The organism is Flagellimonas sp. (genome assembly GCF_965222555.1).
Classification (GTDB): domain Bacteria; phylum Bacteroidota; class Bacteroidia; order Flavobacteriales; family Flavobacteriaceae; genus Flagellimonas.
The window spans coordinates 1,104,170-1,120,457 of sequence record NZ_CBDCUG010000005.1 but is presented as its reverse complement, the minus strand read 5'-3'; the positions used below and the strand labels follow the sequence as shown (position 1 = coordinate 1,120,457).

The 16,288-nt window shown below is 40.2% G+C and carries 18 protein-coding genes; 16 read left to right on the top strand and 2 right to left on the bottom strand.

The window, feature by feature from the left end; all coding sequences use genetic code 11:
* Positions 1 to 13: 13 nt before the first annotated feature.
* From ACOQO1_RS13440 to ACOQO1_RS13410, 7 genes are all read left to right on the top strand, one after another.
* Entirely contained in the window at positions 14 to 217 is a 204-nt protein-coding gene (locus ACOQO1_RS13440; protein ID WP_420603398.1) for a tautomerase family protein, read from the top strand.
* Positions 214 to 957, top strand: coding sequence for an SDR family NAD(P)-dependent oxidoreductase (locus tag ACOQO1_RS13435; RefSeq protein ID WP_420603397.1), 744 nt, complete (start codon positions 214 to 216; stop codon positions 955 to 957). Before ACOQO1_RS13440 ends, ACOQO1_RS13435 begins: the two co-directional genes overlap by 4 nt.
* 11 nt (positions 958 to 968) lie before the next feature.
* Positions 969 to 1,337: a nuclear transport factor 2 family protein gene (locus tag ACOQO1_RS13430; protein WP_420603396.1), complete on the top strand. Its 369-nt coding sequence runs from the start codon at positions 969 to 971 to the stop codon at positions 1,335 to 1,337.
* A 116-nt stretch (positions 1,338 to 1,453) separates the two neighbouring features.
* Complete coding sequence (locus ACOQO1_RS13425) at positions 1,454 to 1,630, top strand: hypothetical protein (protein ID WP_420603395.1); 177 nt, start codon at positions 1,454 to 1,456, stop codon at positions 1,628 to 1,630.
* Between the two features lie 12 nt (positions 1,631 to 1,642).
* Complete coding sequence (locus ACOQO1_RS13420; protein WP_420603394.1) at positions 1,643 to 2,266, top strand: Crp/Fnr family transcriptional regulator; 624 nt, start codon at positions 1,643 to 1,645, stop codon at positions 2,264 to 2,266.
* 68 nt (positions 2,267 to 2,334) lie between these two features.
* On the top strand, positions 2,335 to 2,574 hold the full coding sequence (locus ACOQO1_RS13415; RefSeq protein WP_420603393.1) for a hexameric tyrosine-coordinated heme protein: 240 nt from the start codon (positions 2,335 to 2,337) through the stop codon (positions 2,572 to 2,574).
* 164 nt (positions 2,575 to 2,738) lie between these two features.
* Entirely contained in the window at positions 2,739 to 3,578 is an 840-nt protein-coding gene (locus ACOQO1_RS13410) for a DUF1963 domain-containing protein (RefSeq protein ID WP_420603392.1), read from the top strand.
* 683 nt (positions 3,579 to 4,261) lie between these two features.
* On the opposite strand, the gene brnQ is transcribed toward ACOQO1_RS13410, so the two are convergent.
* Entirely contained in the window at positions 4,262 to 5,533 is a 1,272-nt protein-coding gene (gene brnQ, locus ACOQO1_RS13405) for a branched-chain amino acid transport system II carrier protein (protein ID WP_420603391.1), read from the bottom strand.
* 273 nt (positions 5,534 to 5,806) lie between these two features.
* Between brnQ and ACOQO1_RS13400 the strand changes: the two genes are divergently transcribed.
* Positions 5,807 to 6,061, top strand: coding sequence for a hypothetical protein (locus ACOQO1_RS13400; RefSeq protein ID WP_420603390.1), 255 nt, complete (start codon positions 5,807 to 5,809; stop codon positions 6,059 to 6,061).
* A 122-nt stretch (positions 6,062 to 6,183) separates the two neighbouring features.
* On the opposite strand, the gene thiL is transcribed toward ACOQO1_RS13400, so the two are convergent.
* A complete protein-coding gene (gene thiL, locus ACOQO1_RS13395; protein WP_420603389.1) occupies positions 6,184 to 7,230 on the bottom strand; it encodes a thiamine-phosphate kinase in 1,047 nt (348 codons plus the stop codon).
* 64 nt (positions 7,231 to 7,294) lie between these two features.
* Here thiL and ACOQO1_RS13390 point away from each other — a divergent pair, with 64 nt between their 5' ends.
* The 8 genes from ACOQO1_RS13390 (at position 7,295) to ACOQO1_RS13355 (ending at position 16,285) form a co-directional block, all read left to right on the top strand.
* Entirely contained in the window at positions 7,295 to 8,554 is a 1,260-nt protein-coding gene (locus tag ACOQO1_RS13390) for a choice-of-anchor B family protein (protein WP_420603388.1), read from the top strand.
* Positions 8,555 to 8,565: 11 nt separating this feature from the next.
* Positions 8,566 to 9,906: a hypothetical protein gene (locus ACOQO1_RS13385; protein ID WP_420603387.1), complete on the top strand. Its 1,341-nt coding sequence runs from the start codon at positions 8,566 to 8,568 to the stop codon at positions 9,904 to 9,906.
* Positions 9,907 to 10,023: 117 nt separating this feature from the next.
* Positions 10,024 to 10,353, top strand: coding sequence for a HesB/IscA family protein (locus ACOQO1_RS13380; protein WP_420603386.1), 330 nt, complete (start codon positions 10,024 to 10,026; stop codon positions 10,351 to 10,353).
* Positions 10,354 to 10,393: 40 nt separating this feature from the next.
* On the top strand, positions 10,394 to 11,839 hold the full coding sequence (gene sufB / locus ACOQO1_RS13375; RefSeq protein WP_420603385.1) for a Fe-S cluster assembly protein SufB: 1,446 nt from the start codon (positions 10,394 to 10,396) through the stop codon (positions 11,837 to 11,839).
* A gap of 54 nt (positions 11,840 to 11,893) precedes the next feature.
* The gene (locus ACOQO1_RS13370) at positions 11,894 to 12,772 is read left to right on the top strand and encodes an N-acyl homoserine lactonase family protein (protein WP_420603384.1); all 879 of its coding nucleotides are present in this window, start codon (positions 11,894 to 11,896) and stop codon (positions 12,770 to 12,772) included.
* Between the two features lie 17 nt (positions 12,773 to 12,789).
* Complete coding sequence (sufC, locus tag ACOQO1_RS13365; RefSeq protein ID WP_420603383.1) at positions 12,790 to 13,542, top strand: Fe-S cluster assembly ATPase SufC; 753 nt, start codon at positions 12,790 to 12,792, stop codon at positions 13,540 to 13,542.
* Between the two features lie 96 nt (positions 13,543 to 13,638).
* Positions 13,639 to 14,955, top strand: a complete 1,317-nt coding sequence (gene sufD / locus ACOQO1_RS13360; RefSeq protein WP_420603382.1) for a Fe-S cluster assembly protein SufD — start codon at positions 13,639 to 13,641, stop codon at positions 14,953 to 14,955.
* A gap of 88 nt (positions 14,956 to 15,043) precedes the next feature.
* A complete protein-coding gene (locus ACOQO1_RS13355; RefSeq protein ID WP_420603381.1) occupies positions 15,044 to 16,285 on the top strand; it encodes an aminotransferase class V-fold PLP-dependent enzyme in 1,242 nt (413 codons plus the stop codon).
* The last annotated feature ends 3 nt before the right edge of the window (positions 16,286 to 16,288 follow it).

Below are 16,288 nucleotides of genomic sequence, written 5' to 3'. Positions count from 1 at the left end.
TAAAATAAAAAATATGCCATACGTAAACATTAAGGTTACCGATGAACAGGTGACCATGGAGCAAAAAGCTCAATTGATTGAAGGAGTAACACAATTGCTTGTGGATGTTTTAAACAAGAATCCACAGACCACACACGTGGTTATAGACGAAGTACCCATGGGAAATTGGGGCCATAATGGGAAACAATATATGGGAACGCAAAAACAAGAACAATGAAAAACAAAACAGTTATAATTACAGGTGCTTCAACGGGTATCGGTAAAGAAACAGCCAAATACTTTTTGGATAAGGGCTCTAATTTGGTCATGAACTCTTCAAATGAAGAGAATCTTAAAGAAACATATGAAGCTTTTGGTTCTCCATCCAATGCGATTTGTTTTGCCGGAGATGTAAGTAAACCGGAAACAGGAAAGCAACTGGCAACCTTGGCTCTTGAAAAATTTGGAAGGATTGATGTGTTGATCAACAACGCAGGGGTTTTTTCACCAAAACCTTTTCTAGATGTCACCGCAGTGGACCTAGAACGTTTTTGGAAGATAAATCTTTTGGGAACCTATTTTACCACTCAAACGGTTATTCCACAAATGGTGAAACAGCAAGGAGGTTCCATTATCAACATCGGAACCGTATTGGTTGATCATGCTATCGGGGGTTTCCCTGCTACAGCTCCACTGACCAGCAAGGGAGCAATTCATGCTTTGACCAGACAGTTGGCGGCCGAATTTGGAAAGGACAACATAAAGGTTAACACCATTGCACCGGGAATTATCAGAAGTCCGTTACAAGGCAAAATTGGAATTGAAGATGCGGACAGTTTATCTGGGCTTCATTTATTGAACCGGATTGGTGAGGCCCAAGAGGTTGCAGAGGCGGCCTATTATTTGGCAACGGCAGATTTTGTAACAGGAGAAACTATAAATATTGCTGGTGGTCACACGGTAGGCCATTCCATTTAAAAAAGAGCATAATGTATAAAGAAAATATAGTAGAAATAGAACAGTTGATGAACAACTATTTTGAAGGAATCTTTAAAGGAGAAGTAGATAAACTTGAAAGTAGCTTTCATGATGATGTTCATCTCTATGGAGATATTAAAGGAGAGGACTATCGCAAAAGCAAAAATGAATATTTGGAAGGTGTGAGGAACAGAATGAGCCCTTACGAACTGAAAGAAGACTTTAAAATGAGAATTGTTGGAATCGATGTTATGGGTAAAGTTGCCATGGCCAAAGTTCATGTCCCTTTTTCAGGATATAATTATTATGATTACTTATCGATGGCCCAAATTAATGGGAAGTGGATTATTGTAAATAAAATATTCACGCATGTTGAATAGAAAATGACTTTGGGTTCAAAACAAAGTTCAAAAGCGGCCTGGGATTGTTCCTGGCCGCTTTGTATTTTATGGTACATTAGTAGTGTTATGGATTTGAGAAATAAAGACAACAAAATATGAGGCCAATTTTCTTTTTGCTCCAACAGCCCAACATTGAGGAAAAAATGAAAGAAGCTCCGGACAGTGCTTATGAAATCGGAGTGGTTATTGGATCGTACCTTCCGTTTGTGGTTTTGGCGGGGATTGCCTATGCCATTTATCATTATAATAAGAAGAAAAGAGGAAGTCGCTAAAACCCGAACTAAATGAAAGCAGGTTTTTTAGCAGATTGTTACCCTCATTTGGAAAAATCCCTAATTGAAGAAATTACACAGCATTCTATAAAAAAGGATTTTTTAAGCGGGGAAAAGATTGTAGAGCAAGGGCAATATATGAAATACTTGCCCATTGTGGTATCGGGTAACGTAAAGGTTTTTAGCCAGGAGGATGCCATCCAATTTCTATTGTATTATATATCCTCAGGAGGGTCTTGCATATACAGTTTTGCCCACATACTTAGAAATGAAAAGGCCGATTTTTCTGCCATTGCCGATACCGACAGTACCTTGTTGCTTCTACCTGTGGAGCGGGTAAAACTTTGGATGGGAAAATATCCCTCATTTGGTAATCTGGTCTTGGATGATTTTCAAAAACACTATTCGGATTTGCTCAGTACCACAAAACAACTAATCTGTTTTAATCTGGAAGAACGCCTTATCGAATATTTAAGAACCAAGACCAAAATTGAAAATTCAAATCTTCTCAACATTTCACACCGAGAAATTGCAGATGACCTAGGGACCTCTAGAGAGGTTATTACGCGGGTAATGAAAAAATTAGGCGCAAATCAAAAAATACAACAACAGGGACGAAAAGTAAAAGTGCTCTAATAGTAACATATGTCACTGTTTTATAAGTACATGGGCGCTAGTTTTGTGCATTATAAAATATGTCACCAATGTCTGAAGAAACACAATTAATTCCAGGAAACTCGTTGATTACCAACACCCCAGAAGAAGGGAGGGCTCTTGCCATAAAAATTGCAAGGCTTACCATAAAAATCACCCAGCCTGATGCTGAGGTCAGGGACAAACTCCGCCCTACCTATGCCAATGATGCTGCCATGTTAATTTCCATAGGACAAACCGTTGCCGCTGAATTTGCGATTATCGCCCAGGCAAATAATTATTGGCGCTGACCAATTGTAAATAGTGGTTTGTTTCTCCAAACGGCCCATTTGTCAATTTGGCTTGAATCATCAAAGTTAAATAGGAGAACTTTAGTTTTTCAAAAACAGTTTGTAGTTCAATTAACGTGGCTTTTTGCACAAAGAAGAACCGAGTAGATTTTTGGTCGATTAATATGGGGTCAATTCATGAGGAGAATGTATTAAAACTGCTAACGAATCTTGTAAAAGAACGGACACGGTTATTTCCCAAAGATGAAATTGAGAGGTCAACAAATATTTTGGAGACCCGTTTTGGTGGTCGTCCTATAGGTGAAACTGGAATGAAATGGCCCCATTGTAATGGATGCGGAAGTCCGTTCAAATTTGTTGGGCAGGTACATTTATCCATTTATCGACATACACCACCTTTTGATTTCTTTGCTTTTTATTATTGTTGGGAGTGCGGTTTGAAAAATCGAACATCATTTTTTAATGCCAACGAACCAAATGATGCTGTTGGTTGGAAAGTTGTAACCTACGATTCACTAAAAGAGAAAGACGCTAGTTTGTTGCCCTTGCCCCACACTTTTGAGGAAATCGATTTGATCAAAGAGAGACAAGTAACCTCTTCTTTGGAAAAAAGCTTTCCAGATGTGGTTGGGTTTGAATTGCATGCTCCATCGATTTGGAGAGAACTTAATGCATTGGTTGACCCAAAAACCAACAGGGTTGAAGCTGGATATTGGGATAAAATAAATAGACTTAATAAGCTTGCTGCTTCTCTTGTTGGGTTTAAAAATGAAAAGAATCCAGAACTGCGAAACAAAGGATTGAACCTTGACGGGTATCCCTATTGGTGCAATGGTCCAGACCAGACTCCCCAATGTCCTGAATGTGCTTCCTCCATGGAACTATTAGTACAAATCTCACCCGATAGTGCTGTACATGCCAACTGGAGAGATGGCTGGACGCCATATGTTTTCTATTGCGCGAAGCACAAACATCAATTTTCATTGTGTTTTCAAGGGACGTAGTCGCTTATAGATTATGATTCTGAATCCCAGAAGCCATCAAATCGGCAAAACCTGTCAGAAATGGAATTTCCTGAAGGGGATATTTTGCTTGGTCAGCAGCAAGCGGTGGAAACCCTTATCAATTGTAAATAGGGAGCGGTCATTCCATATGTACCATTCATCAATTCAGTTAGTGGCTACATAATAAAATCTCCGAGTTTTGATGCTATACAACAATGTTCAATCATGATTGATCATTGAAAAGTAGGTTGGGGGATTTTAACACAAAACGTTGGAATTTTATAATGTGCAAGGATTGTTTTTTGAATGAAATATTCGAATTCGAATCTCAATCAGATTTTGAGAAATTTGAATTTGACCTGTTAAAGAAAGTAAGTGCCGGCAAGGTCGAAATATTTGACATTGACGATGAAGATGAGTTAAATGTATTTAATTTCGAAGAGCGTTATAGATGTTCTTCTTGTGGTAAAAACTGGATAATGTCCGCTCCCAAGGATACTTGGAAAGGATACTTTTTAATACAAAAAAATGCCATTAAGTATCAAAAAAAGTTAAATCTAATTGATAAAGGTAAATTGGCAGGCTGCTGTTTCATCTCTGCAGTATTCTTAATTATACTAGTGTGGTATTTTGTATTTTAACATCACAACAAGGTCTTTATGCTACTAATCCTATAACAACGATCATGCCCTTTTTTGCGCCACTAAATTTCCTAAAATAAAAACCACCAAAGCTGGCAATACCCACCCCAGATGGTATTCCCTTAAGGGAATCCAAGCGGCAAGGGAAGAGATTGCACCCGCATGACCAATGCTTCCCAAAAAGTCCGGAATGCTAAATAATATTGTGGCGGTTACCACCCATTTAAAAATTTTAGGAGAGGCGTATTTGTCCGGTACTACGTTCAGCAAGATCAGAACAATGGTAATAGGATAGATGAACATGAGTGCAGGAATAGCAACAGCAATAATGTACCCAACATTAAATTGACCCACCAAAACCCCTAATACACAACCAATAATGGTGGTTATGGTGTATGCCAATCTGGAATCGTTAAAGCGCCCTTTTATAAAATCTGCAGTTCCGGTAATAATGCCCACGGCTGTGGTAAAGCAAGCCAACCCTACCAAAATACTCAACCCTAAATTAGCAGTATTACCCAACGTCTCCGTGCTAATGCCGCTTAAAATGGATGTGCGGGACACATCAGCATCAAAGGAATCGTGGAACAAGGCTCCGGTAATAATAAGCCCAGTGTAAATCAAGAACAGGCCAAGTCCGGCCATCCATCCCGCTTTTCGGATTAAGCTTTTCTTGACTTCATAAGAGGTGGAGGTTTCCTTTAGATTAATGGAAATAATAATCACGCCGCCAACCACCACGGCACCAATGGCATCAAAAGTTTGGTAGCCTTCTAAAATACCATGGCTGAATGGACTTTTGAACTCAGTAGGACCAAACGTGAAATCAAGATTGAAAATGGTCGCACCTATGATTAGCAACAAAACGATCAGAATACCTGGAGTTAGAAACTTGCCAATAACATCCAGAATCTTGGATCGGTTCACCACAAAAACGTAGACCAGGGCAAAGTAAATGATGCTCGTGAGCAGATAGGATGAGTCCCAAATAGGTTGTATGGCCATTTCATGGGTTACCGATGCGGTTCTTGGAGAAGGCAGAGCTATGGAAATGGCGTAGACAATATAGCAATACACCAAGCTGAATGTTGGAGACACTTTTTTGGCAAAATCAAACATCGTGCCTTGCAATTTGGCATGTGCCAGTATACCCAATATAGGAATGAGAACTGCTGAAAGGCAAAACCCAAAAGCAACTACCCACCAGAGGTTGCCAGATTTAAAACCTAATTGTGGGGGAAGAATCAAATTCCCTGCTCCGAAGAATAACGAAAAAAGAGCAAAAGCGGTTACGGCAACAATTTTTCTGTTCATAAAGTGTTAATAATTTTTTGTTAAAATAAATCAAAATATTATATTTCGATGTTGTATTTCGGCGAAGTAATCCAACTTTATGTCGATGAACGTGCATTTCATCGAAAAAACACCTTTCCGAAATCAACAATAAAATAAAAAGTTATCAACAGGCGTTGCATAAGTAAAGTATAACCTAAAATACCGGTCGTATAAAATAAAATTACAGATAATGTTTTAGCATTATTCGATCCCCAAATCGTAGCCAATGCTTCCCCAAACAAAACCCAACTTATGAAAACATCCTCTACCCAACATGGCAACAAATTTTCTTCTTTCTTCTGCAACTTATTTGGACATCATTATGTAGTATCCAAAAGGGTAACACAACACATTAAAGAGTACAAATGTCTACACTGTCAAAAAGAAGTTACCACAGATGTAAGTGGTAAACTTTCTGCATTGACGCCACAGATGCAAGACATCAACAGTACTCTGGAAGATATGTATCGCAAGAGACAGAACAGGCACGTACAGCACGTGGCCTGATCTTAGCTATTATAGACGTACTGATTTTTAAGCTTATCCCGGAATCAAGTAAGCAACCGGCCCTATGCAGTCCAGTGCCCCAAGACCGCATAAAAGGCTATGCTCTTGGTTTTCGGGATTTTTTATGAAGTAAATGAATTCCAACCTTGTGCGGTCAAGGCAATTTTGGTATTTGCCCTAGTAATTAAATGGACTCCTTCTTCTTTTGGGGCAATATGACCGATTACGGTTAAGTTGGGATTGCCCTTTATCTTGTCAAAATCTTTTTGATCAATGGTAAATAACAGCTCATAATCTTCTCCCCCGCTCAAAGCGATCATGGTAGAGTCCATTTTAAATTCCTCCGAAGCAGATATGACCGTTGGGTCCAATGGGATTTTATCCTCAAAAAGATTGCAAGCCACTTCGCTTTGATTGCACAAATGTAGAATCTCTGAAGAGAGCCCATCACTAATATCAATCATGGAAGTGGGTTTCACTTCCAGTTTTTCCAATAATTCAACAATATCTTTTCGAGCTTCCGGTTTCAGTTGACGCTCCACGATGTAGGAGTAGGGTTCTAGATCGGGCTGATTGTTGGGATTCACTTTGAAGACCTCTTTCTCCCGGTCCAAAACCTGAAGGCCCAAGTAAGCACCACCCAGATCTCCGGTTACCACCAAAAGGTCATTTGGTTTTGCATTACTTCGGTATACTATGTCAGTTTCATTGGCAACACCAATTGCGGTAACGCTAATGATCATTCCCTTGGTAGATGAAGTAGTATCCCCTCCAACCAAATCAACTTTGTACATTTTACAGGCCATAGCCACACCTTCATAAAATTCCTCAAGCGCTTCCAAAGGAAATCTGTTGGAAACGGCAATGGAAACTGTTATTTGAGTAGCCCTGGCATTCATGGCATAGATATCAGATAGGTTTACAATTACAGATTTATATCCCAAATGTTTCAATGGCATATAGCTAAGGTCAAAATGTACACCTTCCACCAACATATCCGTTGAGATAATTGCTTTCTTATCTTTAAAATCAAGCACAGCCGCATCATCACCAATTCCCTTTAAAGAGGATTCATGCTCTAGTTCAAAATGCTGGGTCAAATGCTTTATCAGCCCAAATTCACCTATATTTTCCAGTGCTGTCCGTTGTGGATTCTTGTCTTCGATCATTCGGCAAAAATAAACAGGATAATTATAAATTGTATCTTTAATAGAAACTTAAAATTGCTATATAATGTTGAAACCTACGCTATTAATGCTTCTAATGGCTTTTGCAATTTTTGGATGCTCAAGCGACAATGGAGTAGACAACGATTCCGGAGATAACAATAATGGAAATGCAATTAACCTGGGCACAGGTGCTATAGAACGGGGAAGCACACCTTGCCAAAATGGGATGGCATCCATTTATCCCTGTAGTGGGTACGACTTGTTGCTTCAAATGAACCTTGACGCTTTTGGGGCATCAAAAGGCAATGACATTTGGGGATGGACAGATTCCACTACTAACAATGAATATGCGATAATAGGGTTGGATAATGGAACTGCATTTGTTGAGGTTACAGATACCGATAATCCTGTTTATTTAGGAAAATTACCAACCGCTACAACTGCTAGCTCATGGAGAGATGTTAAGGTGTATGGTGATTACGCTTTTATTGTTGCTGAAGCTGAGAACCATGGCATGCAGATTTTTGACCTAAAAAGATTGAGAAATGTAGCCAACCCTCCAGAAGCATTTACAACGGATGCTCGATACACAGGATTTGGAAATGCGCATAATGTTGTGATCAATGAGGAGATGGGTTTTGCGTATGCTGTTGGAACAGCTAGAAATGATGCATTCAACGGAGGAGTCCATTTTGTTAATATCCAAAATCCAACTAGTCCAAACGGAGTGGGAGGATATGGCGCAAACGGGTATACCCATGATGCTCAAGTTGTGACTTACAATGGTCCGGATACTGATTATACAGGGCGTGAGATCTTTATAGGCGCCAACGAAAACCAAATTGCCATTGTGGATATTACGGACAAGTCCTCACCCACAGAAATACAAACATTGGGCTATAGTAATATTGGATACACCCATCAGGGATGGTTTACGGAAGATCAGCGATTTTTCATTTTAGGGGATGAACTGGATGAAACAGATTTTGGTTTTAATTCCAGAACCCTTGTTTTCGATTTTATGGACTTGGACAATCCTGTTTTGCATACCACTTATTTGGGCCCAACCGGTGCCATTGATCATAATGGATATGTAGTTGGAGATGAATTTTTCCTCGCCAACTACACGGCTGGCTTGCGCGTGTTGGATATTTCGGATATTGCAAACGAAAATATTACGGAGAAAGCTTTTTTTGATTCCTACCCAGCTGGTAATACGGCCGGCTTCAATGGTGTTTGGAGTGTCTACCCATTTTTCCAAAGTGGAAAAATCATTTTAAATGACATCAACTCAGGACTGTTTGTAATTCAAAAATCAAATTAAGCAGATTGATAATGAAAAGGATATTTGGCTTTTTTATAGTTGCTTTTGCTTTGTCGTGTAGCACAGATGTAGAGCCAACAGAACAGATACCAGAGGTAATTTTTATAGGAGAAGTAGATTGGATTAAAAACTATGGAGGCTCGGGTGAAGATACTGCCCAAAAAGTGATTCAAACCACTGATGGTGGGTATGCTGTATTGGGGTTTAGCAATAGCACTGATGGAGATATCACTGGAAAGGCCACCGATGTGAATGACTATTGGCTGTTGAAATTGGATGCCGATGGAAACCTGCAATGGAACAAAACCTATGGGGGGAGCAAGGATGATCGTGGACAATCTGTGATCCAAACCGCGGATGGCGGCTTTGCCATTGTAGGATATGCCATGAGCGACGATGGGGATGGAAGCAACAATGAAGGGTTTCATGATAATTGGATTTTACGACTTGATGTCAGCGGAAACATTTTATGGGAAAAGAGTTTTGGCTTTTCTGGCCATGATCATTCTTATGATGTGATTCAGACAGCGGATGGTGGGTTTTTCTTTTCTGGATTTTTAGATGTGACCTCCTCCGGAGGAAATGGAAACGATGGAAAAGGAAGCTATCTCACGCGCCATGGTGTGGGGGAATTTTGGGGCACAAAACTCGATGCAAATGGAAATCTACAATGGCGGAGGTATTTTGGAGGCACCAACAATGATCGTTCTTTTGGGGTGGTGCAGGCAAATGACGGTTCGTTTGTATTGACAGGAGCCTCGGAAAGCAACGATTTTGATATTAAAAACCCAAATGGGAGCTATGACTTTTGGGTAATCAAAGTAAGTGATAAAGGAGAATTGCTCTGGGAGAAATCCTTTGGAGGCAGCGGAATTGACAAAGCCTATGACATAGTAAAAACCAACGATGGAGGATATGTGATTGCGGGAAATACTTTTAGTACCGATACAGATATTTCAAAAAACAATGGCGAATCAGATGTTTGGCTCATCAAAATTGATACTAATGGAAACTTGGTTTGGGAAAAGACATATGGTGGAACTGCATTTGATGCTGCAAGGGGAATTGGACTAACCGCCGATGGAGGCTTTGTCATAGCTGGAAATTCTAAAAGTTCAGATGGCGATGCCACTGAAAACCAAGGAGAAAATGACCTCTGGATAATCAAAACGGATGCCCAGGGAGCCATTGAATATCAAAAGACATTTGGAGGTTCTGGTTTGGACTATGGTTTTGATGCAATTCAAAATGCAGAGGGGAGTCTAATTTTAGTGGGTGAAACGGCCAGCGAGGATTTTTCTGAAGTTGAATCCAAAGGGATGACCGACCTTGTGGTCATCAAAATCAAATAACCCTTTCTTCCATAGATAACCCCTATTCAACCATTCGTTATTATAATGTTAGGAAATATGGTAAAACCCTACTTATACCATATATTTGTAAGCTATTTAGACTAAATCCAAGTAAGAATGATTAAAGTTTCAGAAACTGCCAAGCAAAAAGTGGTGACTTTGATGACTGAGGAGGGCTTTGATGCAACTACGGACTTTGTGCGAGTAGGGGTAAAAAGTGGAGGTTGCAGCGGATTGTCATATGAACTGAATTTTGATAAAACCGCCACAGATACAGATAAAGTTTTTGAAGATAATGCAGTACGTATCATTGTCGATAAAAAAAGCTTTTTATATCTGGTTGGTACCACTTTGGAATATTCCGGAGGATTGAACGGGAAAGGATTTGTTTTCAACAATCCAAATGCACAACGAACCTGCGGTTGCGGAGAGAGTTTTTCATTATAAATTGTTGATCGACCATTGGTCATTGACGAATTGAAAAAGTATGGCTTATACAGAGGAAGAATTAAAAAAAGAACTGGAAACCAAGGAGTATGAATATGGTTTCTATACCGATATTGAATCCGAAACCTTTCCAAAAGGGTTAAGTGAGGATATCGTAATTGCCATTTCACAAAAGAAGCAGGAGCCGGAATGGATGACGGAATGGCGCTTGGAGTCCTTTAGGGCCTGGAAGGAAATGGAGGAACCGGAATGGGCCAATGTCACTTACCAGAAACCCAACTTTCAAGACATTTCCTATTATTCTGCCCCAAACAAAAAACCCAAATACAATAGTTTGGATGAGGTAGATCCCGAGTTGTTGGACACCTTCAAAAGGTTGGGAATATCCCTGGATGAACAAAAGAAACTGGCAGGGGTGGCCGTGGACATTGTTATGGATTCGGTTTCAGTTGCCACAACCTTCAAAAAGACTTTAGCTGAAAAAGGAATCATTTTCTGTTCCATTTCAGAAGCCATTCAAGAACACCCCGAGCTGGTCAAAAAATATATCGGTACAGTGGTGCCTCAAAAAGATAATTTTTATGCCGCTTTAAACTCGGCCGTGTTTTCTGACGGATCGTTTTGCTACATTCCAAAGGGGGTACGATGTCCTATGGAATTATCCACTTACTTCCGAATCAATCAAGCAGGAACAGGTCAGTTTGAAAGAACCCTTGTAATTGCGGATGAGGGAAGTTATGTGAGCTATTTGGAAGGATGTACTGCACCATCTAGAGATGAAAACCAATTGCATGCCGCAGTTGTTGAGTTGATTGCATTGGATGATGCCGAGATAAAATACTCCACGGTTCAGAATTGGTTCCCAGGGGATAAAGATGGTAAAGGTGGAGTATTCAATTTTGTGACCAAGAGAGGCATTTGCGAGAAGAATGCCAAGATTTCATGGACACAGGTTGAAACTGGATCTGCAGTAACTTGGAAATACCCTTCTTGTGTATTGAAGGGAGATAACTCCATTGGCGAATTTTATTCCATTGCGGTGACCAACAACTTTCAACAAGCGGATACGGGAACCAAAATGATTCACTTGGGCAAAAACACCAAGAGTACCATTATTTCCAAAGGAATTTCTGCCGGACAGTCCCAGAACAGTTATCGCGGATTGGTTCAGGTAAATAGCAGAGCGGAAAACGCGCGGAACTTTTCGCAATGTGATTCATTGTTGATGGGAAACAAATGTGGTGCGCACACTTTTCCCTATATAGAAGCAAAAAACAAGTCGGCCCAAATAGAACATGAGGCTACCACCAGTAAAATTGGTGAGGACCAGATTTTCTATTGTAACCAACGCGGGATTGATACCGAAAAGGCCATTGCGTTGATCGTAAATGGATTTAGTAAGGAGGTATTGAACAAACTCCCCATGGAGTTTGCGGTAGAAGCCCAAAAATTATTGGAAATAAGCCTTGAGGGCTCAGTTGGATAAAATTGGATTGTCCCTCGACGGGACTTTAGGGGAGTTTTCAATAAAAACAACAAAATGAAAAAACTACTACTACTTATAATAACACTTGCAGCAATAACAAGCTGTAAACAAACGAAAAAAGAAGCCGATACTACTGAGGAGAAAACCACAGAGGCTGCCAAACCAGAGGTTAAGTTGTATACGTTTAGTGGTGGGACAGTTGTAGCCAACAAACTGGAACTTTTTTCACAGGACACTACTTACACCGGTCAATCCAAAGAATTTGCTGATGCGTTTTATGTTATTAGCCATCCCAATGGAAATTTGATGTGGGATGCAGGTCTTCCAGAAGGTTTGGTTGGGCAGCCAGAACCTTTTACATCACCAGATGGTGCTTTTACGGTTTCCAGAAAGGATTCTGTGGCCAACCAATTGGCAAGCATAGGATTGAAAGTAGAAGACATTGATTTTATCTCATTGTCCCATACCCATTTTGACCATACGGGGCATGCCAATGTATTTTCGGGATCAACTTGGATAGTTCAAGAACCTGAATACGATTTTGTAGCCAACGAAGAAGCACAAAAAAGCAGGGCGGATAATTACAATGCCATTAAAGAGTTGAAAAACATTAAAAAAATTAACGGAGACCATGATGTTTTTGGAGATGGAAGCGTCGTCATAAAATCCATGCCCGGGCATACACCAGGTCACCAGGTATTGTATCTGGATTTGGGTGAACATGGTCCGTTGCTCCTGACGGGGGATATGTACCATTTTTATGAAAATAGAGAGCACAAAAGAGTGCCAATTTTTAATACAGATGTGGCTCAGACCAAGGCAAGTATGGCAGCTTTTGAGGCCTTTGCCAAAGAAAAAGGCGCAAAAGTTTATTTACAACATGCCAAAGGTGACTTTGAAAAATTGCCCAAAGCACCCAACTATTTAAAATAATATTGAAGAAGAACACGATGTTAGAAATCAAGAATTTACACGCTAGCGTAGAGGATAAAAAAATATTGAAGGGAATCAACCTTCAGGTAAATGCGGGAGAAGTACATGCCATTATGGGTCCTAACGGATCTGGGAAAAGTACATTGGCATCCGTAATTGCAGGAAAGGAAGAATTTGAGGTAAAGAAGGGGAGTATAGCTTTGAATGGTGAGGATTTGGAAGAATTGGCTCCAGAAGAGCGATCACATAAAGGAATATTTCTTTCCTTCCAGTACCCTGTGGAGATTCCCGGTGTAACGGTGACCAACTTCATGAAAACTGCAATCAATGAATCAAGGAAAGCAAGGGGCTTAGAAGATATGCCAGCCAACCAAATGTTGAAGTTGATTCGTGAGAAATCAAGTTTGTTGGAAATAGACCGGAAATTTTTATCCCGCTCCCTAAATGAAGGATTCTCCGGTGGGGAGAAAAAGAGAAATGAGATATTCCAGATGGCCATGTTGGAACCCAAGTTGGCCATTTTGGATGAAACTGATTCTGGATTGGATATTGACGCACTTCGTATTGTGGCCAATGGCGTGAATAAATTGCGTGGAAAAGACAATGCCATTATCGTGATAACGCACTACCAAAGATTGTTGGAATATATCGTTCCAGATTTTGTACATGTATTGCATGATGGTAAAATTGTAAAGTCAGGAACCAAAGAGTTGGCTTTGGAATTAGAAGAAAAAGGATACGACTGGTTAAAGCAGGAGACGGTAGTATAAACACTTTGTCATTCCCATGAAAATGGGAATCCATAGGAAAGTTTAATTGTTATTTATAGATTCCTGCCTTCGCAGGAATGACAACGAGAGAGAAACATGGATTTAAAAGATAAATTACTTTCTTCATTTATTGCTTTTGAGAACAATGTGGACTTGGACCATCCTGTCCATGAATTACGTTCCGAGGCCATTAAAAATTTTGAAGCAAAAGGATTCCCATCCAAAAAGGAAGAGGCTTGGAAGTATACCTCATTGAATAGTATTCAAAAGGTGGACTTTAGCGTTTTTCCCAAGCAAGAAAACACGCTGGATTATAAGGATATCAAAAAATATTTCCTTCATGAAATTGATACTTATAAGATTGTATTTGTAGATGGGGTCTACAGTTCTTACCTGTCTGAAACCACACATGATGGCGTAGATGTTTGTTTGATGAGCGCTGCGTTCAGCAAACCAATGTACAGACAGATCATTGAGCTTTATTTTAATAAGGTGGCTTCCAAAGATGAATCGTTGACAACGCTTAACACGGCTTTCAGTAAGGAAGGTGCCTATATCTATATCCCCAAGAACAAAGCACCAAGAAAGCCCATTCAAATTATACATTTTGCTACAGGCAATGAGGCAGCTTTAATGCTGCAGCCAAGAAATTTGGTTGTGGTAGAGGAAAACGCCGAGGTGCAAATAATAGAACGTCATCAAAGCTTGACCGACAATGAAGTGTTCACCAATTCCGTGACGGAAATCTTTGCCGCCAAAGATGCAATGGTAGATTACTACAAGGTGCAGAACGATAGGGACAATGCTTCATTGATCGACAATACGTATATCTCACAAAAAAACAACAGTGTGGTTCGTGTGCACACCTTCTCCTTTGGAGGAAAACTGACACGGAACAACCTCAATTTTTACCAAAACGGTGAACGTATTGATTCTATCTTGAAAGGGGTTACAATTCTGGGTGAAAAACAACATGTTGATCATCACACTTTGGTTCATCATGCGCAGCCCAATTGTGAAAGCCATCAGGATTACAAAGGTATTTTTGGGGAGAAATCCACAGGGGTTTTCAACGGAAAAATTATTGTGGACAAGATAGCGCAGAAGACCAATGCCTTTCAGCAGAACAACAATATATTGATCAGTGACAAGGCCACCATCAACACAAAACCCCAGTTGGAGATTTTTGCAGATGATGTAAAATGCTCCCACGGATGTACCATTGGGCAATTGGATGAAGATGCATTGTTCTACCTACAGTCCAGAGGTATTCCCAAAAAGGAAGCTGTGGCTCTGTTAATGTATGCCTTTGCCAATAATGTATTGGAAAGTGTTCGCATTCCTGAGCTCAAGACCAGAATCAATAAGATTATTGCCAATAAGTTGGGTGTCCGCGTGGGGTTTGAATTATAATTTGGTGTCATTTCGAGCTGTCATCCTGAGCATAGTCGAAGGATAGGCGAGAAATCCCTAAAACCTTAGCTTTTTCACTTCGTTCAAAATGACAAATAAAATTACTCTGGAAAATAAGCTTAATGTTGATGCGATTCGTGAGGATTTCCCCATTCTAAACAGATTGGTGAATGGAAAACCTTTGGTGTATTTGGATAATGCTGCGACTTCACAAACACCGCAACAGGTGATTGATGTTATTGTGGAATACTACCATAAGTACAATGCCAATATCCACAGAGGTGTACATACACTTTCTCAAGAGGCTACGGATGCTTATGAGGCGGCCAGAGGAAAAATCCAAAAGCACTTCAACATTGCAAAACCCCATGAGGTTATTTTGACTTCTGGCACTACCCATAGTATAAATTTGGTGGCCAACGGATTTTCTTCTTTTATAAAAGAAGGGGATGAGATCCTGGTTTCTGCCATGGAACACCATTCCAATATTGTGCCTTGGCAAATGCTTTGTGAGCGTACCGGAGGAGTTTTAAAAGTCATTCCCATGAACCAAAATGGGGAATTGATTATGGAAGCGTACCATAAGTTGCTGTCCAAGAAGACCAAATTGGTTTTCTGCAACCATGTCTCCAACGCTTTGGGAACCATTAATCCCATTGAAGAAATTATTGATGCAGCACATAAAGTAAGTGCAGCAGTATTAATTGATGGAGCACAGGCCGCTGCACATATAAAATCGGATTTGCAGGCATTGGATGTGGATTTCTATACGGTTTCTGCACATAAAATGTGTGGTCCAACCGGTGTGGGGATGTTGTATGGAAAAGAAGAATGGCTCAAGAAATTGCCCCCTTATCAAGGTGGTGGAGAAATGATTGAAGAGGTGACCTTTGAAAAGACCACCTATGCCGATCTCCCTCATAAATTTGAAGCAGGTACTCCAAATATTTGTGGTGGAATCGCTTTCGGAGCGGCTTTGGATTATATGAATTCCATTGGTTTTGAGGTCTTAACCGCTTATGAGGATGAATTGGTTCAGTACGCAACGGAACAATTACTGACCATTGAAGGATTAAAAATATATGGAACGGCAGAACGCAAGACTTCGGTCATTTCATTTAATATAGAAGGAATCCACCCGTATGATATTGGGACAATTCTGGATAAATTGGGAATAGCAGTACGTACCGGGCACCACTGTGCACAACCCATCATGGATTTTTATCAGATTCCGGGCACGGTAAGGGCAAGTTTTAGCTTTTACAATACCAAAGAAGAGGTAGATGCTTTGGTTGAAGGGGTAAAAAGAGCAAGAAACATGCTACTGTAGCAA